This window comes from Streptomyces sp. NPDC058796 (genome assembly GCF_042745235.1).
GTDB lineage: Bacteria > Actinomycetota > Actinomycetes > Streptomycetales > Streptomycetaceae > Streptomyces.
This window is the reverse complement of record NZ_JBHYOP010000001.1, coordinates 1-22,511: the sequence shown is the minus strand read 5'-3', so window position 1 is coordinate 22,511 and position 22,511 is coordinate 1. Positions and strand designations below refer to the sequence as shown.

Here is a 22,511-nt window from a genome sequence, read left to right as displayed (position 1 = left end):
GGAGGAGCTGGAGCCCATGTCGCTGCCCGAGATCGTCGACCGCGCGGACTGGCGCGCGGCGCGCGAGGCCTTACTGGTCAAGGAGAAGGCGGCCACGCGCGCGCGTGACGCGCTCAACGCCGAGCGGCGCGGGCTGCCCATGGTGGAGGTCGACAAGGAGTACGTGTTCGAGGGCGGCGACGGCAAGGCCACACTGCTCGACCTCTTCGAGGGCCGCGACCAGCTCGTCGTCTACCACTTCATGTTCGCTCCGGAGTGGGACGCCGGCTGCCGCAGCTGCTCCGCCTTCCTGGACCAGATCGGGCACCTCGCGCACCTGCGGGCCCGCGGTACGTCGTTCGCGGCCGTCTCCCGGGCGCCGTACCCGAAGATCCTGCCGTTCAAGGCGCGGATGGGCTGGACCCTGCCCTGGTACTCGTCGTACGTCTGCGACTTCAACACCGACTTCGAGGTGACCCTGGAGCACGAGGGCGAGCTCGTCGAGCGGCCGGGGGTCAGCTGCTTCCTGCGGGACCGCGAGCGGGTCTTCCACACCTACTCGACGTACGAGCGGGGTCTCGACGGGCTCGGCTCGACCACCAGCCTGCTGGACCTGACCGCGCTCGGCCGGCGGGAGCAGTGGGAGAAGCCCGAGGGGCGTGCGTCGGCTCTCGGGACGCCCGCGGGAAGCGAAGGCGTCCGGTACCACGACGAGTACGAGAACTGACACGCACGGTAGCGACCCGAGTCATATGGATGAGGTGCCGCTCACACTTTGCGGTGAACGAGTGTCAACTATGTCTCAGTACCATCACCACGCGAGGCTTCCGCTCCATGGTTGGCGTTTAACTCTACGAGTACAGCGCGACATGGAGGTGCAGGGTGGTGAACGGGCGAACGGTGCTTGAGCGCTTTCCCGCCGGTGGACCGCGAGGATCATGGCCGGCGGAGGAGTTCGCGCAGGCACGGCGTCTGGAGGGGCTGCCCGCCGAGGTCGTCATGGATCTCGCCACGGACATGTTCCTGGTCATCGTTCGCGGCGGCGACGCCGTGGGTGGCGCGGCTGCCTGACGCGCGGCCGTGAGACAGGGGGTCCCAGTCAGCCGGCCCTCGGAGCGGGCACCGGCCGGCTGGTGAACTGTTCCGCCTGCAGTGAGTACAGCTCCGCGTATACCCCGCCGGCGGCCAGCAGCTCGTCCGGTGTCCCTGACTCCACGAGCCGGCCCTGGTCGAGCACGTGGACGAGGTCGGCGTGGCGCACGGACGCCAGCCGGTGGGTGATCAGCACAACCGTCTGCCCGCCGCCTGCCAGGGCGCGGATCTTCTCGAAGACCTCCAGCTCGGCCCGTGCGTCCAGGGCCGCCGTCGGCTCGTCCACGATGAGGATGCTGCCCTGCCGGTACGCCGCCCGCGCGATCCCGACCCGCTGCCACTGACCGCCGGACAGCTCGTGGCCGCCGCTGAAGTTCCGGGCCAGCAGGGTGTCCAGGCCGCGCGGCAGGTCGGCGACCACCTCCTCGGCCCCGGCCTCGGCGACCGCCGCGGCCACGCGGTCCTCGCCCAGCGGCACGGAGGAGCGGCCCACCGCGACATTCACCCGCGCGGTGAACGGCCACCGTTTGAAGTCCTGCGCCACCATCGCCACCCGCTCGGCGAGCGCGTGCCGGTCCGCAGTCGCCACGTCGACGCCGTCCCACGTGATGCGGCCCGAGTCCGGCGTGTACAGCCCGGCCAGCAGTTTGACGAGGGTCGTCTTGCCCGAGCCGTTCTCCCCGACGAGCGCCACGATGCGGCCCAGCGGCAGGGAGAGCGTCACGTCGTCGAGGGCCGGGCGGGCCGCGTCGCCCGGATAGCGGAACGTGACGTTCTCGAAGCGGATCTCCTTCGGGTCCTCGGGCAGTGCGGCGCCGCCCACCGGGATGGCCCGGCCGGCCGCCTCCACGTGCAGCCGTTCCAGGTCGCCGACGAACAGGGCCTCCTCGTGGAGCGCGTTGACCTCCACGACCAGGGTGCCGAGGCTCTGCGAGCCGGTGCGGATCGCGATCACGGCCGTGCCCGCCACCGACAGGGCCATCGCGCCGCCCAGCAGCAGTCCGCCGAGCGTCGCGTACGTCGCCGCCGTCGCCAGTCCCGTCCACGCCGCCGCGATCAGCCCCGTACGGGCCGCCAGCCGGGCCAGCCGCGCCTGCTCCGCCTCGGCGGTCTCCGACATGGCGCGGAAGTGGCGCAGCAGGAAGGGACCGACTCCGTGCACCCGGATCTCGGGGGCGGCGGCCGGTTCGATGAGGAGACTCGCCAGCAGCCGGCCCGCCCGCTCGTGCTGCACCCAGGCGTGGAAGGACTCGTACCGGCGGCGGGCGAGGGTCAGCGCGCTCCAGGCGCTCGGCAGCGTCATCGTGACCAGCAGCGGCAGCAGGACCGGGTGCAGCACGGTCAGCACGCCCGCCGCCGCGATCAGCGAGATCATCGCGTTCATCACGCGCGTGCCGTACGAGATCATGCGTCGCGCGGAGGCGGCTCCGTACTGGGCGGTGTCCAGCAGCTTGTGGAAGGCGTGGTCCTCGATCGCGGCCAGCTCCACGGCCGCCGCCCGCTCCAGGTACCGCTCGGTGGCCACCCGTTCCACCTTGGGCTCCAGCCGCCCGGTCGCGTACGTCGACGCCGCCCGCAGCAACGCCGCGACCAGCATCACCACGGCCACCGTGATCAGCGCCGGGGCGGCCCCGCGCAGCCGCTCCTCGATCGGGCCGTCGGCCATCAGCCCGGCCAGCACGCTGTTGACCGCGAGCAGACTCACCGCCTGCGCCACACCCCGGCCCGTCTCGGCCGCCAGTACCGTCCGCGCGGCCTGCGGGTCCGCCTGCCGGGCGAGCCGCAGGCTGGACGCCAGCAGGGACGGCAGCCTGGTCAGCATCGCCCGGAAGCCCAGCTCCAAGAACGCGTCCGCGTGCTGGTTCCAGCCCATGTCGTAGCGCAGCGGGCCGCCGAAGAGCAGCCGCTCCGACTCCGACACCCCGGCCGCTTCCGTGCCGCCCTTCCTGCGCACCGTCTGCCTCCCCCGATCGTGGACGGACGGCCACTATCGCGGGGCGGGGGTGCCTGCGGGCAGGGCGCGGGCGGGGGGAGCCAGGAGCGCGCGGGCGCACTCCCGGCCGCGGCGCGCCGGAAGGGGGCGTGCGGGGGTGGTCCGGGGGAGTGGGGCAGGGCTCAGAAGCGTGCCCAGCGCGCGGCAGCGTTACGCGCTCACCGGACGCGACCAGGTCGGCGTCGTGTTCGTCAGCCGGCACAGCGCCAGGTACAGCGGGATGGGCGGGGTGTACGGAACCGTTCCGTCCGGCCGGTGGATGAGGCCGGGGGCGTCCGGCGAGTCGGGGACGACCGCGCCGGTGGCGTACCGGGCGGGGGCGGGCCACTCCAGGGCGTAGTCGGAGTCGGACGGGACGATCCACCACCAGTGCGCGTCGTCGGCGTAGACGCATCCCACGCGCGGCAGCCGGGGCATCACCAGGGGACCGAAACGGGCGGGCACCGCCACCGCGTCGCAGCCCAGTGGGGCCGTCATCCCGTCCGGTACGAGCAGCCGCCGGGGCGTCCCGGGGGCGTCCAGCCGCCGCTGGAGGCGGACCAGTGTGTCGAGGCCGAGTGGCCGGATGCCGGACGCAGCCCTCACAGCCATGCGGTCCCCGTTCCGCGGCGGGCCTGTGGGTGGTGCCCCTCCGCCTCGCCGTCGTCGCCCGTGCCGTCGGCCGGGCCGGGCTTGGGGCGGGCGCCCCAGCCCAGGTCGTTGTGGGGCTCCGCCGGGTCGCGCGGGCCGTCGGCCTTGCGCGGCAGCTCCGCCCAGACCAGCAGCCCGGGCCCGTGCTCGTGGGCGCCCCACGCGTCGCACAGGGCGTCGACGAGGAGCAGGCCCCGGCCGTGCTCGTCCTCGGGCTGCCGGCCGGCCTGCGGGTGTGGCTGACCGGGGGCGCATCCCTCGTCACGTACGGCTATGCGCACCAGGTCGGCACCGTCGTGCAGCTCGCACACTATGTGCCGGCTAGCGGTGTGCACGATCGCGTTGGTGACCAGCTCGGAGACGACCAGGGCCGCGGTGTCGCAGGTGTCCTCGCACACCGACCAGCCGTTCAGCCGGGCGCGTGTCAGGCGTCTGGCCTGCGCGGGCGAGCCCGGATGTGCGGCCAGCTCGAACCGGAACCGGCGCTCGGCGGCGGCGGCCCCCGAAGGGCCGGCTCCCACGGTGGCGGCGAGGCCCAGGGAGCCCGCGGTGGCCTCTGTTCCTAAGGGCGCGGACGGAATCACGCTTGCCACTATCGCCCCGTCGTGAACACTTGGCAAGTGTCACTCTGAAAAATGCAGAGTGCGGTGTGACGGTCTGCAAGGCCGTGGCACACTGCTCGCAACAGCACGTCGAGCGGCGCCACTTCAGGTCACCGAAGGTCTGCCCGGGCTTTCGAAAAGGTCTTCGAATGGCGCCGCCGGGCTGTGCGCACAAAGACGCAACGGGCTCTTCGGGATCTTCAGGAGGTGGGCGGTGAGCGAGCCCCGGTCGGCGCCGACGGTCGGCCAGGTCGTCCTCGGCCGGCGCCTGCTGGACCTGCGCGAACGCGCCGGTCTCAAGCGTGAGGAAGCCGCCCGCGTCCTGCGCGTCGCCCCTGCCACGGTACGCCGGATGGAGATGGCCGAGGTGGCCCTCAAGATCCCGTACCTCCAGCTCCTGCTGAAGGCCTACGGCATCGGCGACGAGGAGGCCGACGCCTTCGTCAAGCTGGCCGAGGACGCCAACAAACCCGGATGGTGGCAGCGCTTCCACGACATCCTGCCGGGCTGGTTCTCGATGTACGTCAGCCTGGAGGGCGCAGCCTCCCTGATCCGCTCCTACGAGCCCCACTTCGTCCCCGGGGTGCTGCAGACCGAGGACTACGCGCGCGGTGTGCTCCGCTCCGGGGCGATCGGGCAGACCAGGCCCGACGACATCGAACGCCACGTCGACCTGCGCATGCGGCGCCAGGAACTGCTCACCCGCAAGGACGCACCCAGGTTCTGGGCCGTGATGGACGAGACGACGCTGCGCCGCCCCGTCGGCGGGCCGGAGGTGATGCGGGCACAGATCGACAGACTGCTCGAGGCGACGGAGCTGCCCAATGTGACGCTGCAGGTCGCCCCGTTCTCCAACGGACCGCACCCGGGCACGTACGGCCCTTTCGTCCTCTTCCGATTCGCCATGCCGGAGCTGCCGGACATGGTCTACAGCGAGTACCTGACCGGCGCCGTCTACCTCGACGCGCGCGCGGAGGTGGCGACCCACCTCGAGGTCATGGACCGCATGGCGGCGCAGGCCGCCACGGCACACCGCACGAAGGAGATCCTCCGGGACCTCCGCAAGGAGCTGTGAATGAGTCACATCAAACCCCAGCGCTCGCCACGCAACCGCAGTCAGCGGATCTACAACGGCATGCCCGCCCGTGAGCTGGGCAGTGAGGGCTGGCACAAGCCGTGGAGCGGCGGCAACGGAGGGAACTGCCTGGAGGCGATGAAGCTCGCCGACGGCCGGATCGCCGTACGGCAGTCCACCGACCCCGACGGCCCCGCGCTGATCTACACCTCCGACGAGATGACGGCCTTCATCGAGGGAGCGAAGGCGGGAGAGGCGGACTTCCTGCTGTCCTGAACGTGCTCTGTTGATGCTTGTTCTAAAACTGGTTGTACTGGTCCAGCAGGACTCAAGGGAAAACTCGACACCTTGTCGGAGGGAGCTTTCAGCGGGCACTCAGGCCGTCATCGGCCGGTCGTACGGGCCGATCGGTGCCGGCAGCCGAGTACTGCCGCCGGACAGATGACGGTCGACTGCCGCCGCCACCGCCCGCCCCTCCGCGATCGCCCACACGACGAGCGACTGCCCGCGCGCCGCGTCCCCGGCCGCGAACACGCCTGGGACGTTGGTCGCGAACCCCCGGTCCCGGGCGATCGTGCCCCGGGGCTCCATCTCCAGTCCCAGCCCGCCGACCAGCCCGTCCTCCCGGTCCGGCCCCGAGAAGCCGAGGGCGAGGAGGACGAGGTCGGCGGGGAGTGAGCGTTCGGTGCCGGGCAGCGGCCGACGGCCGGCGTCCACGGCGACCAGGTGCAGCGACCGCACATGTCCCTCGGCGTCGCCGGTGAAACGGAGCGTGGACGCCGCGAACAGCCGCGCGTCCGCGTCCGCCGCCGGTGCGGACCGCAGGTCACGTGCCTCCTCGTGGGCGGCCGACAGCCGGTACAGCCGTGGGCAGGTCGGCCACGGCTCGGCCTCCTCGTCGCGCTCCGAGCCCGGCCGCGCGTAGATGTCCAGCTGGGTGACGGACGCGGCCCCCTCCCGCACCGCCGTACCGAGACAGTCCGCGCCCGTGTCACCACCGCCCACGATGACGACGTGCTTCCCGGCTGCCGACAGCGGAGAGCGCTGCAGATCGCCCTCGCACACCCGGTTGGTCAGGGGCAGGTACTCCATCGCCTGGTGGACACCGGCCAGCTCCCGGCCGGGCACGGCCAGTTCGCGCCGCGCGGTCGCCCCGGTGGCGACCACCACCGCGTCGTAGCGGGCACGCAGTCCGGCGGCGTCCACGTCCCGGCCGACGGCCGTCGACGTACGGAACCGTGTTCCCTCGGCCCGCATCTGCCCGATGCGCCGCTCCAGATGGTGCTTCTCCATCTTGAACTCGGGGATGCCGTACCGCATCAGCCCGCCGATCCTGTCGTCCCGCTCGTAGACGGCGACCGTGTGACCCGCCCGGGTGAGCTGCTGCGCCGCCGCGAGCCCGGTGGGTCCCGACCCGATCACCGCAACCGTCCTGCCGGACAGCCGGTCCGGCGGCCGCGGCGGGGTGAACCCCTCCTCCCATGCCTTGTCGGCGATCGCGCACTCGACGTTCTTGATCGTGACGGCCGGCTGGTTGATGGCGAGCACACAGCCCGCCTCGCACGGCGCCGGGCAGAGCCGGCCGGTGAACTCGGGGAAGTTGTTCGTGGCGTGCAGCCGGTCGCTCGCCGCCCGCCAGTCCGAACGGGCGACCAGGTCGTTCCACTCCGGGATCAGGTTGCCGAGCGGGCACGCCTCGTGGCAGAAGGGGACGCCGCAGTCCATGCAGCGGTCGGCCTGCGGACCGACGATCGGCAGCAGGGCCCCGGGCACGTACACCTCGTCCCAGTCCCGCACCCGCTGCCCGACCGGCCTTCGGGGCCACTCCTGGCGGGGCGTGGTCAGGAAACCCTTGGGATCGGCCATGACCGTCTTCCTTGCCTGCGGGGCCGGCCGTGCGCGGTCGGGGCGGTGTTCGTCCTGCGGCCACGATACGGCCCACCGGCCCCGCGCGCAGAGTGCCCGCGGCTCTCGCCGGTGGCGCCCGCCCTCTCAGACGAGGGCGAGCACGTACGCCACCGCGGCGGCGGCAGAGGCGACCGTACGGACGTGGTTCCACGCCGTCCACCGGCGGACGTACGTCGGCCACTGACCGGCCGCCTCCGCGGTGCCCGGCTCCAGCCGGAGCAGCGCGGTGTTGCGCGGCACGTTGGCGGCCGCGGTCACCCCGAACGACCCGAGGAGATGGAGCGCGCTGCCCAGCAGCAGCTCCACCGCGGCCCCGGCCGGCCACAGCACGAACGTCACCACGGCGATCGCCGCGGCCAGCACCGCCGTCCCGAGGAACACGAGCATGAAAGGCGGTCTCACCGCGGCCGTGTTGATCGAGTTCATCGCGGCGACCCCCTGCGCGGGAGGGAGCGCCGCGAGCCCTCGCATCACGAACGTCGAGAAGGCGCAGAAGACGCCTGCCGTCAGGCCGGTGCCGAGCACGCCCAGCACCGTCAGCACGAAGTACGGTCCGTCGATCATGTCCTGTCAACTCCCACCCGTCGAGTCGATGCCCGCGCGGTACCGGCGGCCGTCGACGATCCCAAGTCAACTTCGGTGCGGCCATGGTGACCATGGCCGGTCGGCGCGGGCGCATGTGCGAGCGTCCACGCGGGCGGACGGGTGGGCGGAGCATCATGGGCGGGTGCGACTGGAAGCGATCACCTGGGAAAGGCTCGGCGACCTGCTCGCCGAGCGCCTGCTCGACCTGGAGCCCGCCGACGGCGGCGACCGGCCACGCGTCGCCTTCGACGGCGCCCCGGCCGCCCGCCCCGGTGAACTCGCCCAGCGGGTGTCCGAAGCGCTGCGGATCCGCGGACGCCCCTCCCTCGTCGTCGGAACCGAGGGCTTCCTGCGCCCCGCCTCGGTCCGACTGGAGTACGGGCATCAGGACTCGGAGTCCTACTACAGCGGCTGGTACGACACGGGTGCTCTGTGGCGGGAGGTCTTCGACCCGCTCGGACCCGGCGGTGACGGACGTGTGCTGCCGGACCTGTGGGACCCGGTCACCGACCGCGCCACCCGCAGCCCCTACGTCCACCTCCCGTCCGGCGGCGCGCTGCTGCTGCACGGCCCTTTCCTGCTGCGCCACTGGTTCCCCTTCGACCTCAGCGTCCACCTCGTCCTCACCCCGGGGGCCCTGCGCCGCCGCACTCCCGACTCCGAGCACTGGACCCTCCCCGCCTTCGAGCGCTACGAGGAGGAGACCGACCCCTCGGCCACCGCCGACGTCCTGGTGCGCACGGATGATCCGCGGCACCCCGCGTGGAGCGGCTGAGCCGCCGGCCGGTTCACTCCCGCTCAGAGCCAGCCGTTGCGCCGGAACCCCCGGTGCAGCGTCACGCAGGCGACGGCTATGGCGGCGATGACCATGCCGTAGCCGTACCGCCAGCCGAGTTCCGGCATGTGGTCGAAGTTCATGCCGTACACCCCGCAGACCATCGTGGGCACGGCGATGATCGCGGCCCAGGCGGTGATCTTCCGCATGTCCTCGTTCTGCGCGACCGTCACCCGGGCGAGGTGCGCCTGGAGGATGGAGTTGAGCAGTTCGTCGAACGCCGCGATCTGCTCCGTGGCCCGCAGGAGATGGTCGGCGACGTCGCGGAAGTACGCCTGTATCTCCGGCTCGACCACCCGGGCCGGCCGCGTGGCCAGCTCGTCCAGCGGCCGGCCGAGCGGCACCACGGCCCGCCGCAGCTCCAGGAGCTCCCGTTTGAGCTGGTAGATCCGGCCCGGGTCGACCCGGGCGCCGTGCTCCGCGAACACCTCCGTCTCGACATGGTCGATGTCCGCCTGGAAGGCCTCGATGACACTGAGGAAGTCGTCCACCACATGGTCCGCGATCGCGTGCAGCACCGCCGACGGCCCCTTGGCGAGCTGCACCGGGTCGGACTCCAGCCCTTCCCGGAGTGGGCCCAGTGAGCCGTGCCGCCCGTGTCGCACGGTGATCACGAAGTCCTGGCCGACGAAGACCATGATGTCGCCGGTGCTCACCACCTCGCTCGTGGCCGTGAGCTGGTCGTGCTCCACGTGGCAGACGGTCTTGAACACGGCGAAGAGCGTCTCGCCGTACCGCTCCATCTTCGGGCGCTGGTGGGCTTCGATCGCGTCCTCGACCGCCAGTGGATGCAGGTCGAAGAGGTCTGCCACGCCCGCGAACTCCTGGTCCGTCGGCTCGTGCAGACCCAGCCAGACGAAACCGCCGCCCCGCCTGCGCATCCGCTCCACGACCCGGACCGGGTCGCCGCCCTCGGGGATGCGGACACCGTCCCGGTAGGTCACGCAGTTCACCACCGAGGAGCCCAGCGGCGAGCGCACCGGGTGGCTCAGGTCCACCCGCGGGCGCCGCCGGGCCAGCCGTGCCACCTTGCGGAGGCCGCCGGTCCGTCCCAGGCCCGTGACCTTCCGCAGATTGCCTGCCATCGTCATCCGTGTCTCCCCGTGTGCGTCCCCTCGCGCCGTGCTTGCCCGCGCCTTGGCGCGCCAGTCTGCCAGGCCGGCGCGGACGGCGGACGAGCCTGTGGACAGGGAGCATTCCGCTTTGTTCCCGGCTGTGGACGGGTGGTCCGGAGCCTCGTCCGGCCCGGTCCTGTCCCGCGGTCGGAGCGTCGACCGCTTCGGGCAAGCGGGACAACTGGGATGATCGTCGCATGACGCGAACCGACGGATACCTCCTCGACAACCGGCAGACCGAGGCGGGGGAGCGTTTCGACGCCTTCGCCACCCTCTTCGACCCCACGACCTTCCGACACCTCCAAGCGCTCGGCGTGGGGCCCGGGTGGCGCTGCTGGGAGGTCGGGGCCGGAGGCACCTCCGTGGTGTCCTGGCTGGCCAAGAGGGTCGGGCCGACCGGCAGGGTCCTCGCCACGGACATCGACACCTCGCGGGTCGCACCGGCCGGCCGTCCTCCCGTCGAGGTGCGCGTGCACGACGTGGGCGCGGAGGAACCGCCGGGCGAGGGCTTCGACCTGGTGCACGCCCGGCTCGTACTGGTCCATGTTCCGGACCGCGAGCGGGCACTGCGGTCCATGATCCGGGCTCTGCGGCCGAGTGGCCGACTCCTGGTCGAGGACGCCGACCCCGCGCTGCAGCCCCTGCTCTGCCCCGACGAGCACGGTCCCGAGCAGCAGTTGGCCAACCGGCTGCGGCACGGCTTCCGCCAGTTGCTGGCCCGTCGCGGCGCCGACCTGTCCTACGGCCGCCGGATCCCGCGGCTGCTCCGGGAGGCGGGGCTGCGCCGCGTGGAGGCCGACGCCTACTTCCCGGTCACCTCGCCCGCGTGCGCCGCTCTGGAGTCCGCGACGGTCCGTCAGGTCCGCGACCAACTGGTCGCCGCGGGTGTGGCCACCCACGACGACATCGACCGGCACCTCGCGAACGTGGCGTCGGGCAGCATGGACCTGGCGACTGCGCCGATGATCTCCGCATGGGGACGCAAGGCGTAGAGGAGCGGCGCTCGGGCCGGCCGGCGGCTGTCGTCGGCCGCGTACGACGGATGCCGCGGGCCGCCGACGGTCCACGAGGCTCCCCGTTCTCCCGAACGGTGCGGCACGCTGGGTACGGGAGTCCCGGTCGCCGTCGACGTCCCGTCCCCGCCGGTACATACCGTCGGCCCTCAGTCCTCCGCCCCCGGAGGCCTCGCCCCCACCCGCTCGACCGCCCTCGCTCCCGCCCGGCACCCCGCGGCGGCCGCCTCCTCGGGGGGCACGCCCGTGAGGAGGGCGGCGAGGAACGCTCCGGTGAAGGCGTCGCCGGCGCCGGTGCTGTCCCGTGGCGACGCCGGGACGGCGGGGACCCGCGCGCACACGGTGCCGGACCGGGCCACCAGGGCCCCCTCCGCTCCCTGCTTGGCGATCACCAACGGAACGTGCCGGCTCAGCTTCGCCGCGGCGTCGACCGGGTCGGGCAACCCGGTCAGCAGGCACGCCTCGGCACGGCTGGGGAGCAGGACGTCCACTCCCTCGACCAGGTCGAGGAACCGGTCGACGCCCAGCTCGGTGAGGAACCCGGCCGACGCCGGATCCAGACTCACCGGGACCCCGCGCGCGCGTGCGGCGGCCAGGGCGACCGGCACCAGGGCGCGGCTCGGCTCCGAGAACAGGAGGTAGCCCGACAGGTGCAGCCGGGCGGCACCGTCGAGCAGCCCGTCCGACCAGTCACCGGGCTCCAGCCGAAGGGACGCCCCGCTGTCCGTCAGGAACGTCCGCTCGGCCGCGGCACCCGTGTCGACCAGGCAGATCACCGTCCCCGTCGGTGCGCTCCCGTCGACGACCAGGTGGGGACGCACGCCGAGGGCCGTCAGCTCCCGCCGGTGCCAGCCCGCCGCGTCCGAACCGACCCGTCCCAGCAGCCGGACGTCCCGGCACCCGCCGTACGCGGCCCAGCAGGCCACGTTGGCACCCGCCCCGCCCGGCAGCCGGTGGATCGCGGCGGCCGTGTCCGTGCCGGTGGCCAACGGTCCCCGGTGCCGGGCGACGACGTCCGTCACCACGTCCCCGACGACCAGCAGCGCGCCGCCCCGTCCCGCGGTCATGCCCCTGCCCAGGCCGCCGCGATGCGTGCCGCCAGCCGTACGTTCCCGCGCACCGCCGCCAGATTGGCCTCCAGTGACGCGCCGTCGGTGTGCCGTACCAGGTGGGCGAGGAGGAAGGGAGTGACCGCCTGGCCCGTGATCCCCTCCGTCTCGCACGCCCGCAGCGCGTCGGCGAGGACCCGAGCGTGGAGCGCGGGATCCAGCTGCTCCTCCTCGGGGACGGGGTTGGCGACGACGAGAGCGGACCGCGGCCCGCGCAGCGAGTCCTGCGCCCGCATGACGGCCGCCACCTGCGTCGGGGTGTCCAGCGTCCAGTCCACCGGGTGTCCCGAGTCGGACAGGTAGAAGCCGGGGAAACGGTCCGTACCGAAACCCGCCACCGCGACGCCCAGTGTCTCCAGTCGCTGCAGGGTCGCCGGCACGTCCAGGATGGACTTCACTCCCGCGCAGACCACCGTGATCCGGGTGCGCGCCAGCAGGCCCAGGTCGGCGGACTCGTCCTGCGTGGCCGTCCACTCCCGGTGCACGCCGCCGAGGCCGCCGGTCGCGAACACCCGCACGCCTGCCAGCTCCGCCAGCAGGGCGGTCGCCGACACGGTGGTCGCTCCGCTCGCGCCGGTGGCCACCGCGAGCGGCAGGTCCCGGTGACCCAGCTTGCGGATGCCGTCCTCGTTCGCCACCCGCTCCAACTGCTGTTTGTCCAGGCCGACGTGCGGCCGTCCGTCCAGCACGGCGATCGTCGCCGGTATCGCACCCTCCTCCCGGACCGCCTCCTCCAGTTCCCGCGCCACCCGGAGATTGCGCGGGCGTGGCAGCCCGTGCGCGATGATCGTGGACTCCAGGGCCACCACGGGGCGGCGCGCGCCGATCGCCGCCCGTACCTCTTCCGACACCACCAGGTTCACGCGTCCGCCTCCTGTCGTCGGTCCTTCCTCATCTCTGGCGGGCACGGGAGCGGACCAAACCCGCAGCCGGGGGCGGGCCGGACTTCCCCGGCTCCCCAGCGGCCTCTTGCGGCCCGCTCGGGAGGAAACGAGTCTGGGCGCACGACGGACCACAAGACACGCCTCGGCCACGTAGTCCTCTGGGTGCGCGACCCGGTCGCCGCGGCCGCGTTCTACGAGAAGACCCTGGGGACGGAGCCCCTGCGGGTCACCGAGCACGCCGCGGGAACCGTGAGCTTTCCCCCCGTGCGCCTCAACGAGGAGACCATCCTCGATCTCGCGCCCCGTTCCATGGCGGAACGGATGCGAATGATCCCCGGCGCCGACACGAGTGCGGGCCACCCCGTCAACCACATCCGCGTGTCCCTGTCACCCACGACTTCGACGCACTCCGCGCCCGCCTGACGGAGCAGTCCGTTCCGGTGTCCGAGCTCTCGCACGACTCCTATGGCGCACGCGGCCTGGCGAAGCGCAGCTTCTACTTGGGAGACCCGGACGGCAACATCATCGAGGCACGGCACCACGAGTAGCCCGCCCACCGCCACGCCCGGCGGCCGGCCGTTCAGAACAGCGGCTCGGGCAGCACACCCTCCAGCGCGAGCAATTGCCGTTTGGTGTCCACACCGCCCCCGAACCCGCCGATGCCGCCGTCACTGCCGACGACCCGGTGGCACGGCACGACGACCGGCAGCGGATTGGCCCCCATGGCCGTGCCCACCGCCTGAGCGGCGCCCGGCTGACCGACCCGGCCGGCGAGGTCGCCGTAACCGACGACCGAGCCGTAGGGGACGCCGGACGCCAGCTCGCGCAGCACCTCCCGGTTGAAGCCCGAGATCAGCGACCAGTCAAGAGGCAGGTCGAAGTCACGCCGTCGGCCCGCGAAGTACGCCTCCACCTGCCGTATCGCCTCGGTCAGCAGTGGGGAGCCGGGCGCCTCGACGGGCTCCGTGCCGAGCCGGGCCGCCAGCCTCTCGAGGGCCCGGCCGCGCACGGCGCCGGTGGCGTGGAACACGACGTTGACCAGGCCGTCGCGGGTGGCGGCCAGCAGCAGTGGACCGATGCCGGTGTCGACGACGGTCCACACGATCCGCTGCTCGTACTGCCCATTGCTGTCCATGCGCCCACGGTACGGCCGGCCACTGACAACGGGTCACCACCCGGTGAGGAGACCGCCCCGGTTCTCGTCCTCGTCCTCACCCACGGCCTCGCGCACCACGTCGGGCTTGTTGGTGATGATGCCGTCGACGTCGTACCCGGCGACCCGCCGGGCGGTGGCCGCGTCGTCGACCGTCCAGGTCAGGACCTCCATCGGACGGCCGTGCGGCCCCGTGAACGCGTGGACGGAGGAGACGTAGCTCATGGAGAGCGAGCCGTGCGAGGGGTTGATCTGGTCGGCGAACTCCGCGTATTCGGGCAGGTCCGACACGGACGGCGTGCCGAGGAATCCGGTCTTGACGGCAGGCTTGAGCTCGTGGACGGTCCGGATGCTGTCCGCGCTGAAGCTCTGCACGACCAGCCGGCCCGCCAGGTGCCGCCGGTCGAGCCAGCCCTCATTGGCGAGCACCTTGAGGGTCTGCTGCTCGATGCCGGGGTACAGCTCGGGGTTCTTCAGCTCCAGGAGCAGCTTCTGGTGGTTGTGCTCCACACGCTCCACGTACTGCTCCAGCGTCGGCACGCGCGCGCCCGCGTACTCGGGACCGAACCAGCTCCCCGCGTCCAGCCTGGCGATCTCCGCGGCGGTGAAGTCCTTCACCTTCCACGGCGAGCGGTCGGGGAAGACCTCCTCCACGTCGGTCGTGCGTCGCAGGCTGTCGTCGTGGAGGACCACGAGTTCCCCGTCCCTGGTGCGCTGGACGTCGTTCTCGACCCAGCGGATGCCCAGCTCGGCGGCCCGGTCCACGGCGGCCAGCGTGTTCTCCGGGGCGTACCCGGAAGCACCCCGGTGGGCGACGACCACGGGCCCGTCGTCCTCACCGCTCTGGGGGGCCCGGGCGTGGGAGAGGGGGGTCAGCAGGGCAACCCCCAGGAACGCGGTGGTCGTCACGGCGACTGCGCGTGCGTACATGCGTGCTCCTCGCGTCGAGCGATCACGGACAGCATCACTGTGACATCAGAGAGTCAACAGGAGAGGGGTGCGGAGTGGCCGCAGGCTGAATGGAGATGCTCAACTCCGCACACCGGGGCGGCACAAGTGGGGCAAGGCCGTGATTCTTTGCAGGAGAATCGTTCGACCATTCCGGTGGGAGTCATACTCTCTGCCTCGACCCTGGGCGTCTCAACCGGTCCTGGGAGGGGGGGTACATCAGGAAATTCCGGGGTGTATCCGGGCAGCAAGAACGCGGAAGGGCGGCCGCAGATGCAAGGCACGGTCGACGGATTCAGTTACGGACTGGTCACACCGCTGGTGGCCTACCTCATGGCCTGCCTCGGCGGTGCCCTCGGGCTGTGCTGCACCACCAGATCCCTGCGGGTCGCCCGCTCCTGGCGTCCCGGGTGGCTCGCCCTCGGCTCGGCGGCGATCGGCTCCGGGATCTGGACCATGCACTTCGTCGCGATGATGGGGTTCACGATCGAACACACGCCGGTCCGCTACGACTGGCTGATGACCTTCGCCAGCCTGGCCGTCGCCATCGTCATGGTGGGCGTGGGAATCTTCATCGTCGGCTACCGGGGGGCGCGGGGAACGGCCCTGTTCACCGGCGGCACCATCACCGGCCTGGGCATCGCCTCGATGCACTACCTGGGCATGGCGGGTATGCGCCTGGACGGGCAGCTGACGTACAACACCTTCACCGTGGCCGTGTCCGTCGTCATAGCCATGGCCGCCGCCACCGCCGCCCTGTGGGCGGCCGGACAGGTCCGGGGCTTCCTGTGGAGCGTCGGAGCGAGCCTCGTCATGGGACTGGCCGTCACCGGCATGCACTACACCGGCATGGCCGCCCTGGAGGTCCACCTCCACGGCACGTCCGACCCCGGCACCGGCGGGTCCCCCGCGGAACTGCTCGCCCCGATGCTGATCGGTCCTCTCGCCTTCCTCCTCCTCGCAGCCGTGGTGGTGATGTTCGATCCGCTGATGGTCACGGGCAAACCCGCCGGGGCCCCCGTCGAACGGAAGCCGGGCATCCCCGCCCACACCGTGGCCCCGCGCACGGTCCCCCGCCGGGCGCACCCACCGGCGCTGCGAACCCGCCGCCCCCTCGTCCACCGCCGCTCCCGCACCCCGCAGAACCGCTGATCCGGACCGGTTGTCAGTGCGGGGTCGTACGGTGGAACCCATGCGGCCCGTTTCCCAGATCGAACGCACGGTGGCGCCCTTCGAGGTCGTCAGTCCGTACCAGCCCAACGGCGACCAGCCGGCGGCCATCGCCGAGCTGGCCCGGCGTGTCGAAGCAGGCGAGAAGGACGTCGTCCTCCTCGGCGCGACCGGCACCGGCAAGTCCGCCACCACCGCGTGGATGATCGAGAAGCTCCAGCGCCCCACCCTCGTGATGGCGCCCAACAAGACCCTGGCCGCCCAGCTGGCGAACGAGTTCCGAGAGCTCCTGCCGAACAACGCCGTCGAGTACTTCGTCTCGTACTACGACTACTACCAGCCCGAGGCGTACGTCCCGCAGTCGGACACCTACATCGAGAAGGACTCCTCGATCAACGAGGAGGTCGAGCGACTGCGGCACTCCGCGACCAACTCGCTGCTCACCCGACGCGACGTCGTCGTGGTCGCCTCCGTCTCCTGCATCTACGGCCTCGGCACCCCGCAGGAGTACGTCGACCGCATGGTCCCCCTCCGGGTCGGCGAGGAGTACGACCGGGACGAGCTGCTGCGCCGCTTCGTGGACATCCAGTACACGCGCAACGACATGGCCTTCACCCGCGGCACCTTCCGGGTCCGCGGCGACACCATCGAGATCTTCCCGGTCTACGAGGAGCTGGCCGTCCGGATCGAGATGTTCGGCGACGAGATCGAGGCCCTGTCCACCCTCCACCCGGTCACCGGCGAGATCATCAGCGACGACCAGCAGCTGTACGTCTTCCCGGCCTCCCACTACGTCGCGGGCCCCGAGCGCCTGGAGCGGGCCGTCAACGACATCGAGAAGGAGCTCGCCGAGCGCCTGACCGAGCTGGAGAAGCAGGGCAAGCTCCTGGAGGCGCAGCGGCTGCGGATGCGCACCACGTACGACATCGAGATGCTGCGCCAGATCGGTTCCTGCTCCGGCGTGGAGAACTACTCGATGCACTTCGACGGCCGCTCACCCGGCTCCCCGCCGAACACCCTGCTGGACTACTTCCCGGACGACTTCCTGCTCGTCATCGACGAGTCGCACGTCACCGTGCCGCAGATCGGCGCCATGTACGAGGGCGACGCCTCCCGCAAGCGGACCCTGGTCGACCACGGTTTCCGGCTGCCCTCCGCCCTCGACAACCGCCCGCTGAAGTGGGAGGAGTTCCAGGAGCGCATCGGGCAGACCGTGTACCTGTCGGCCACCCCGGGCGCCTATGAGCTCTCCCGTTCGGACGGCGCCGTCGAGCAGATCATCCGCCCCACGGGCCTCGTCGACCCGGAGGTCGTCGTCAAGCCCACCGAGGGCCAGATCGACGACCTGGTGCACGAGATCCGCACGCGGACCGAGAAGGACGAGCGCGTCCTGGTCACCACGCTCACCAAGAAGATGGCCGAGGACCTCACCGACTACTTCCTGGAGCTCGGCATCCAGGTCCGCTACCTGCACAGCGACGTCGACACCCTGCGCCGCGTGGAACTGCTGCGTGAGCTGCGCGTCGGCGAGTACGACGTCCTGGTCGGCATCAACCTGCTCAGGGAAGGTCTCGACCTGCCGGAGGTCTCCCTGGTGGCGATCCTGGACGCCGACAAGGAGGGCTTCCTGCGCTCCGGCACCTCGCTGATCCAGACCATCGGCCGTGCCGCGCGCAACGTGTCCGGCCAGGTCCACATGTACGCCGACAAGATCACGCCGGCGATGGAGAAGGCGATCGACGAGACCAACCGCCGTCGCGAGAAGCAGATCGCGTTCAACCAGGCGAACGGCATCGACCCGCAGCCCCTCCGCAAGAAGATCAACGACATCGTCGCGCAGATCGCCCGCGAGGACATCGACACCGAGCAACTGCTCGGCTCTGGCTACCGCCAGACCAAGGACGGCAAGGGAGCCAAGGCCCCCGTCCCCTCCCTGGGCGGCGAGACGGCAACCGGCGGCAAGGCGGCCAAGGGCAGGGGCAAGGCCAAGGAGACGCCGGTGACCGACCGTCCGGCGGCGGAGCTGGCCGCGCAGATCGAGGACCTCACCACCCGTATGCGGGCCGCCGCCGCGGACCTCCAGTTCGAGATCGCGGCCCGGCTGCGTGACGAGGTCTCCGAGATGAAGAAGGAACTGCGCCAGATGAAGGAGGCAGGTCTGGCCTGACGGCCCACCCGGGCACGCGCTGTGTTGCAAGACCGACACAAAGTGCGGTCCTGGGTGGGGCGCTGTCCGTGCCCCTGCGTAGGGTTCTGGTCAACCGCGGGCGCCGCGGCAACAGGGGACAGCTCGAGAGGGGATCAGCGCGTGACCGTCAATATGACCAAGGGTCAGGCCATCAGTCTGCAGAAGGACGACGGCGGCAGCCTGACGTCGGTGCGCATGGGTCTCGGCTGGCAGGCGGCTCCCCGGCGCGGCCTGTTCGGTTCGCGCACGCGGGAGATCGACCTGGACGCCTCCGCCGTCCTGTTCGCGGAGAAGCAGCCCGTCGACGTCGTCTTCTTCCGTCACCTGGTGAGCGACGACGGCTCGGTGCGCCACACCGGGGACAACCTCGTCGGCGGCGTCGGCCAGGGCGGTGACGACGAGGCGATCCTCGTCGACCTGCAGCGCGTCCCCGTCCACATCGACCAGATCGTCTTCACCGTGAACTCCTTCACGGGCCAGACCTTCCAGGAAGTGCAGAACGCGTTCTGCCGCCTGGTCGACGAGACCAACGGGCAGGAGCTCGCCCGCTACACACTGGCCGGCGGGGGCGCCTTCACGGCCCAGATCATGGCGAAGGTGCACCGGGTGGGGCAGGGCTGGTCGATGACCGCCATCGGCTCCCCGGCCAACGGCCGCACCTTCCAGGACCTGATGCCGGCGATCCTGCCGGTCCTGTAGCGGACGCAAGCACGAGCGCCGCCGAGTGACACAGCCGCCGAGTGAGCACGAGTGACACAGGGGGAAAGGCGATGACGGCCGAGCTGACGCGGGGACAGAACCACCCGCTTCCCCGGGCTCGCCTGGAGATCCGGGTCTCGGCCGGCACGCCGGTCGTGGCCGGAGCCACGCTCGGCGACGAGAACGGCGAGGTCCACGGCGTCGAGGGGGTGGCCCACCCGGGCGCGCCCACCCTGCCTGGTGTGGAGGTCTCCCGGCAGGCCGCCGCCGACCACCGCCTCGCGGTCGACCTGGACGCGGTCCCGGACGCCGTGCACCGCGTCAGCGTGCTGCTCGCCCTGCCCATCGGCGGCCGGGGACCGGCCCGCTTCGGAGCCGTGGCCGCCCCCTTTGTCGCCGTCACGGGCCTCGACGGCGACGAGGTCGCCAGTTACACCCTCACCGGCCTGGAGGCCGAGTCCGCCGTCGTCGCGCTGGAGCTCTACCGGCGCCAGGGCGCCTGGAAGGTGCGTGCCGTCGGCCAGGGCTACGCGGGCGGGCTCGCAGAGCTGCTCACCGACCAGAACCTGCCCGGGGCCCACCGCCTCGCCGACGACATCCAGGACGCGGTGGCCCGCGGTCTGGCGCGTTCGGTGCCGGCCCCCTCGTCCCGCACTCCCGACGGCGACCGCTCCCGGCCCGCCACCGCCTCGGCGCACGACCCCGGCACGGCCGCGGCCCACGGCGCCACGGGGGGCGTGCCACCCACGCCGCAGACCGACCCCCAAGGCCCGCCGGCACGGCAGACACCCGCGACCCCGGGACAGCACGCCGCGCCACAGCCGTACCCGGCCGCCACGGCGGACTCCTCCGTGACCCGCCAGCCGTCCGCGGCCACCGGCGGCGGTCCCATCGACTACAGCCACCCCCGTCGGCAGCACGGCGCTCCGCCCCCGCCCCCGCCGGCCACGCCCCCGACCGCACCCGGGGAGCCCGCGCCCCCCGTCGCGGGCGACGCCACCGGCTGGTCCATGGAGGAGCGGCTCTACAACCAGGTCTGGGGCATGTTCGAGGACCTGGCCCGCACCACCGCCGCCTACCGCAGCGCCGTGGACTTCGCGGACTCACGCATGGAGAAGGAGCTCGACCAGGTCCTGTCCGACCCGCGCAGCCGGATCGGCGGTCAGGGCGACGCCGCCCGGGAGGCGGCCCGCGCCCGGTACGAGCAGCTCGTGGCACAGGCCGCGGAGGCCCTGGAGCGGGACGTGACCCAGCTGGAGGCCGAGGCCGAGGTCGTCGAGCCGGCCCTGCCGGCGGCCTACGCGCGCTGGGACAGCCCCGTCTGGCACGCCTACCGCGTGCCCATGGAGATCCCCATGGCCGTCAGGCTGGGCGATCTCCATCTGTCCGAGGCGGACCGCATACGCATTCCGCTGCTGGTCCGGCTACCGCTGGAGCGCGGCCTGTGGATCGACAGCGGACGCGCGGCCTCGCTGGACGGCGCGTACACCGACCCGCACGAGACCCGGCGCCTGGGCCTGGAGACCGCGGTCGCCCACGCGGCCCGGCTGCTCGCCGTCTACCCGGCGGGCGAGTTCACCGTGCACGTCGTCGACCCGGCCGGATCGGGGACACAGCCGCTGGCACCCCTGGTGCACTCCGGGGTGCTCGACGCCCCGCCGGCCCTGGGCGCCGCCGGGACCGCGGACGTGCTCACGCGCCTCACCCAGCGCGTCGACCTGGTGCAGATGGCGTTGCGCGGTGGCGCTCCCGACGCGCTCCCGCCCGGCCTGGACACGTCCCAGCAGCTCCTCATCGTCAACGACTTCCCGCACGGTTTCGACGACCGGGCGGTGAACCAGCTGCGCTACCTCGCCGACGAGGGACCGGCCGTCGGAGTCCACCTGATGCTGGTCGCCGACCGTGAGGACTCCGCCGGGTACGGGCCGCTGCTCGACCCGCTGTGGCGGTCGCTGCTCCGGTTGACGCCCGTCGCCGACGACCACCTCGCCGACCCGTGGGTGGGGCACGCCTGGACGTACGAGCCCTCGCTCGTCCCGCCCGGCAGCCAGGTGCTCCGGCACGTGCTCGAGCAGGTCGCCGCAGCCCGCCGTTCGTGGCGTCGGTAAAGGCCCTGAGCTGCCCTCTTGGGCTTTATTTGCAAATCTCTTTACCTTCCCTTGGGGAATGGGGTACTGTCGTCCGTACGGAGGGGAGTACTCCCTGCCAACTACTGCGGCGTACCCGTCAATACGGATCAGGCCAGATCCCGGGGCGTCGGCCCGTGGGTTCCGGACGCGTCACGCGTCCCGGGCACCCGGGGTGGAAGAGACCTCCGGCAGCGACGACGCTGACATCTGCCGTGTGACGTACTGCCGGAGGCGTAGTAGTGGAAGTTTCCGTGACCCTGTGGGTCCTGACCGTCGTGGGCCTCGCCGTCCTGATCGGGGCCGACTTCTTCATCGGCCGCAAGCCGCACGACGTATCGATCAAGGAGGCCGGGATCTGGACGGCCGTCTGGATCGCCCTGGCGGGCCTCTTCGGAGTCGGCCTGCTCATCTTCGGCGGCGGCCAGCCCGCCGGCGAGTTCTTCGCGGGCTTCATCACCGAGAAGTCCCTGAGCGTGGACAACCTCTTCGTCTTCATCCTGATCATGGCGAAGTTCGCGGTGCCCTCGCAGTACCAGCAGCGAGTGCTCCTCATCGGTGTCCTCATAGCCCTGGTCCTCAGGGCTGTCTTCATCGCGGCGGGTGCCGCGATCATCGCCAACTTCGCCTGGGTCTTCTACATCTTCGGCGCCTTCCTGATCTACACGGCCTGGAAGCTCATCCAGGAGGCCCGTGCCGACGAGGAGGACGAGGAGTTCGAGGAGAACAAGCTGCTCAAGGCGGCCGAGCGCCGCTTCGGCGTCGCCGACCGCTACCACGGCACCAAGCTGTGGATCGAGGAGAACGGCAAGCGCGTCATGACCCCGATGCTGGTCGTGATGCTCGCGATCGGCACCACCGACGTGCTCTTCGCTCTCGACTCCATCCCGGCGATCTTCGGCCTGACCCAGGACCCGTACATCGTGTTCACGGCCAACGCGTTCGCCCTGATGGGTCTGCGACAGCTGTACTTCCTCCTCGGCGGTCTGCTGAGGAAGCTGGTGCACCTCTCCTACGGCCTGTCGGTCATCCTGGGCTTCATCGGCGTCAAGCTGGTGCTGCACGCCCTGCACGAGTCCGGGGTTCACGTCCCCGAGATCAGCATCCCGGTCTCGCTCGGCGTGATCTGCTCCGTCCTGATCGTCACCACGATCACCAGCCTGCGAGCCTCCAAGAAGCAGGCCGAGGCGGAGGCCGCGGAGAGCAGGAGCGACGAGGCCCCGAAGGACAGCATCGAGGCCTGACCGGAAGTACCCGCCCCAGCACGGGCAGGAGCCACCGGGAGCGGGGGGGGGGGGGGGGCCGCCCCCCCCGCGTGCGGTGGGGGGCGCGGGGGGGGGGGCACCCCCGGCGGGGGGGTATAAAAAAAAGAAGCAGCCCGCCACGCATAGAGTGTATGTGAAGGGG

General features: G+C 71.7%; 21 protein-coding genes and 1 pseudogene. 12 read left to right on the top strand and 10 right to left on the bottom strand.

Going from position 1 to position 22,511, the window contains the following annotated elements; translation table 11 throughout:
• The first annotated feature begins 16 nt into the window (after positions 1–16).
• Together ACFW47_RS00110 and ACFW47_RS00105 are read left to right on the top strand one after the other, a co-directional pair.
• On the top strand, positions 17–706 hold the full coding sequence (locus ACFW47_RS00110; protein WP_386282934.1) for a DUF899 domain-containing protein: 690 nt from the start codon (positions 17–19) through the stop codon (positions 704–706).
• Between the two features lie 158 nt (positions 707–864).
• Entirely contained in the window at positions 865–1,050 is a 186-nt protein-coding gene (locus tag ACFW47_RS00105; RefSeq protein ID WP_217245169.1) for a hypothetical protein, read from the top strand.
• 28 nt (positions 1,051–1,078) lie between these two features.
• On the opposite strand, the gene ACFW47_RS00100 is transcribed toward ACFW47_RS00105, so the two are convergent.
• The 3 genes from ACFW47_RS00100 to ACFW47_RS00090 form a co-directional block, all read right to left on the bottom strand.
• The gene (locus ACFW47_RS00100) at positions 1,079–2,944 is read right to left on the bottom strand and encodes an ABC transporter ATP-binding protein (protein ID WP_386282932.1); all 1,866 of its coding nucleotides are present in this window, start codon (positions 2,942–2,944) and stop codon (positions 1,079–1,081) included.
• Positions 2,945–3,214: 270 nt separating this feature from the next.
• A complete protein-coding gene (locus tag ACFW47_RS00095; protein ID WP_386304128.1) occupies positions 3,215–3,655 on the bottom strand; it encodes a hypothetical protein in 441 nt (146 codons plus the stop codon).
• Entirely contained in the window at positions 3,646–4,287 is a 642-nt protein-coding gene (locus ACFW47_RS00090) for an ATP-binding protein (protein WP_386282503.1), read from the bottom strand. The genes ACFW47_RS00095 and ACFW47_RS00090 overlap by 10 nt, the downstream gene beginning before the upstream one ends.
• Before the next feature lie 223 nt (positions 4,288–4,510).
• On the opposite strand from ACFW47_RS00090, the gene ACFW47_RS00085 reads away from it, so the two are divergent.
• On the top strand, positions 4,511–5,371 hold the full coding sequence (locus ACFW47_RS00085) for a helix-turn-helix domain-containing protein (protein ID WP_386282501.1): 861 nt from the start codon (positions 4,511–4,513) through the stop codon (positions 5,369–5,371).
• The gene (locus ACFW47_RS00080) at positions 5,372–5,647 is read left to right on the top strand and encodes a DUF397 domain-containing protein (RefSeq protein ID WP_386282499.1); all 276 of its coding nucleotides are present in this window, start codon (positions 5,372–5,374) and stop codon (positions 5,645–5,647) included.
• A gap of 99 nt (positions 5,648–5,746) precedes the next feature.
• Here the strand turns inward: ACFW47_RS00080 and ACFW47_RS00075 are convergent, their stop codons facing one another.
• Both ACFW47_RS00075 and ACFW47_RS00070 read right to left on the bottom strand, forming a co-directional pair.
• Entirely contained in the window at positions 5,747–7,237 is a 1,491-nt protein-coding gene (locus ACFW47_RS00075) for a glutamate synthase subunit beta (RefSeq protein ID WP_386304125.1), read from the bottom strand.
• A 126-nt stretch (positions 7,238–7,363) separates the two neighbouring features.
• Complete coding sequence (locus ACFW47_RS00070) at positions 7,364–7,843, bottom strand: DUF1772 domain-containing protein (protein ID WP_386304123.1); 480 nt, start codon at positions 7,841–7,843, stop codon at positions 7,364–7,366.
• A 163-nt stretch (positions 7,844–8,006) separates the two neighbouring features.
• Between ACFW47_RS00070 and ACFW47_RS00065 the strand changes: the two genes are divergently transcribed.
• Positions 8,007–8,639, top strand: a complete 633-nt coding sequence (locus tag ACFW47_RS00065) for a uridine kinase (RefSeq protein WP_386304121.1) — start codon at positions 8,007–8,009, stop codon at positions 8,637–8,639.
• Positions 8,640–8,662: 23 nt separating this feature from the next.
• On the opposite strand, the gene ACFW47_RS00060 is transcribed toward ACFW47_RS00065, so the two are convergent.
• Entirely contained in the window at positions 8,663–9,790 is a 1,128-nt protein-coding gene (locus ACFW47_RS00060) for a magnesium and cobalt transport protein CorA (protein WP_386304118.1), read from the bottom strand.
• A 221-nt stretch (positions 9,791–10,011) separates the two neighbouring features.
• Between ACFW47_RS00060 and ACFW47_RS00055 the strand changes: the two genes are divergently transcribed.
• Entirely contained in the window at positions 10,012–10,806 is a 795-nt protein-coding gene (locus ACFW47_RS00055; RefSeq protein ID WP_386282486.1) for a methyltransferase domain-containing protein, read from the top strand.
• Between the two features lie 170 nt (positions 10,807–10,976).
• Here the strand turns inward: ACFW47_RS00055 and ACFW47_RS00050 are convergent, their stop codons facing one another.
• On the bottom strand, positions 10,977–11,894 hold the full coding sequence (locus tag ACFW47_RS00050) for a carbohydrate kinase family protein (RefSeq protein ID WP_386282484.1): 918 nt from the start codon (positions 11,892–11,894) through the stop codon (positions 10,977–10,979).
• Entirely contained in the window at positions 11,891–12,799 is a 909-nt protein-coding gene (locus ACFW47_RS00045) for a pseudouridine-5'-phosphate glycosidase (RefSeq protein ID WP_386282482.1), read from the bottom strand. The genes ACFW47_RS00050 and ACFW47_RS00045 overlap by 4 nt, the downstream gene beginning before the upstream one ends.
• 183 nt (positions 12,800–12,982) lie before the next feature.
• On the opposite strand from ACFW47_RS00045, the pseudogene ACFW47_RS00040 reads away from it, so the two are divergent.
• Positions 12,983–13,368 (top strand): annotated as a pseudogene (locus tag ACFW47_RS00040) (VOC family protein).
• A gap of 32 nt (positions 13,369–13,400) precedes the next feature.
• On the opposite strand, the gene ACFW47_RS00035 reads toward ACFW47_RS00040, so the two are convergent.
• On the bottom strand, positions 13,401–13,955 hold the full coding sequence (locus ACFW47_RS00035) for a methylated-DNA--[protein]-cysteine S-methyltransferase (protein ID WP_386282480.1): 555 nt from the start codon (positions 13,953–13,955) through the stop codon (positions 13,401–13,403).
• 33 nt (positions 13,956–13,988) lie between these two features.
• Positions 13,989–14,903 (bottom strand): glycerophosphodiester phosphodiesterase, encoded by a 915-nt coding sequence (locus ACFW47_RS00030; protein ID WP_386282477.1) that lies wholly within the window; start codon positions 14,901–14,903, stop codon positions 13,989–13,991.
• 291 nt (positions 14,904–15,194) lie between these two features.
• Between ACFW47_RS00030 and ACFW47_RS00025 the strand changes: the two genes are divergently transcribed.
• From ACFW47_RS00025 to ACFW47_RS00005, 5 genes are all read left to right on the top strand, one after another.
• The gene (locus tag ACFW47_RS00025) at positions 15,195–16,073 is read left to right on the top strand and encodes an MHYT domain-containing protein (RefSeq protein WP_386282474.1); all 879 of its coding nucleotides are present in this window, start codon (positions 15,195–15,197) and stop codon (positions 16,071–16,073) included.
• A gap of 40 nt (positions 16,074–16,113) precedes the next feature.
• Positions 16,114–18,258 (top strand): excinuclease ABC subunit UvrB, encoded by a 2,145-nt coding sequence (uvrB, locus tag ACFW47_RS00020; RefSeq protein WP_386304116.1) that lies wholly within the window; start codon positions 16,114–16,116, stop codon positions 18,256–18,258.
• A 141-nt stretch (positions 18,259–18,399) separates the two neighbouring features.
• Positions 18,400–18,978, top strand: coding sequence for a TerD family protein (locus tag ACFW47_RS00015; protein ID WP_386282470.1), 579 nt, complete (start codon positions 18,400–18,402; stop codon positions 18,976–18,978).
• A gap of 71 nt (positions 18,979–19,049) precedes the next feature.
• Complete coding sequence (locus ACFW47_RS00010; protein ID WP_386304114.1) at positions 19,050–21,086, top strand: TerD family protein; 2,037 nt, start codon at positions 19,050–19,052, stop codon at positions 21,084–21,086.
• Positions 21,087–21,346: 260 nt separating this feature from the next.
• Positions 21,347–22,348, top strand: coding sequence for a TerC family protein (locus tag ACFW47_RS00005; RefSeq protein ID WP_386282466.1), 1,002 nt, complete (start codon positions 21,347–21,349; stop codon positions 22,346–22,348).
• Positions 22,349–22,511: the final 163 nt, after the last annotated feature.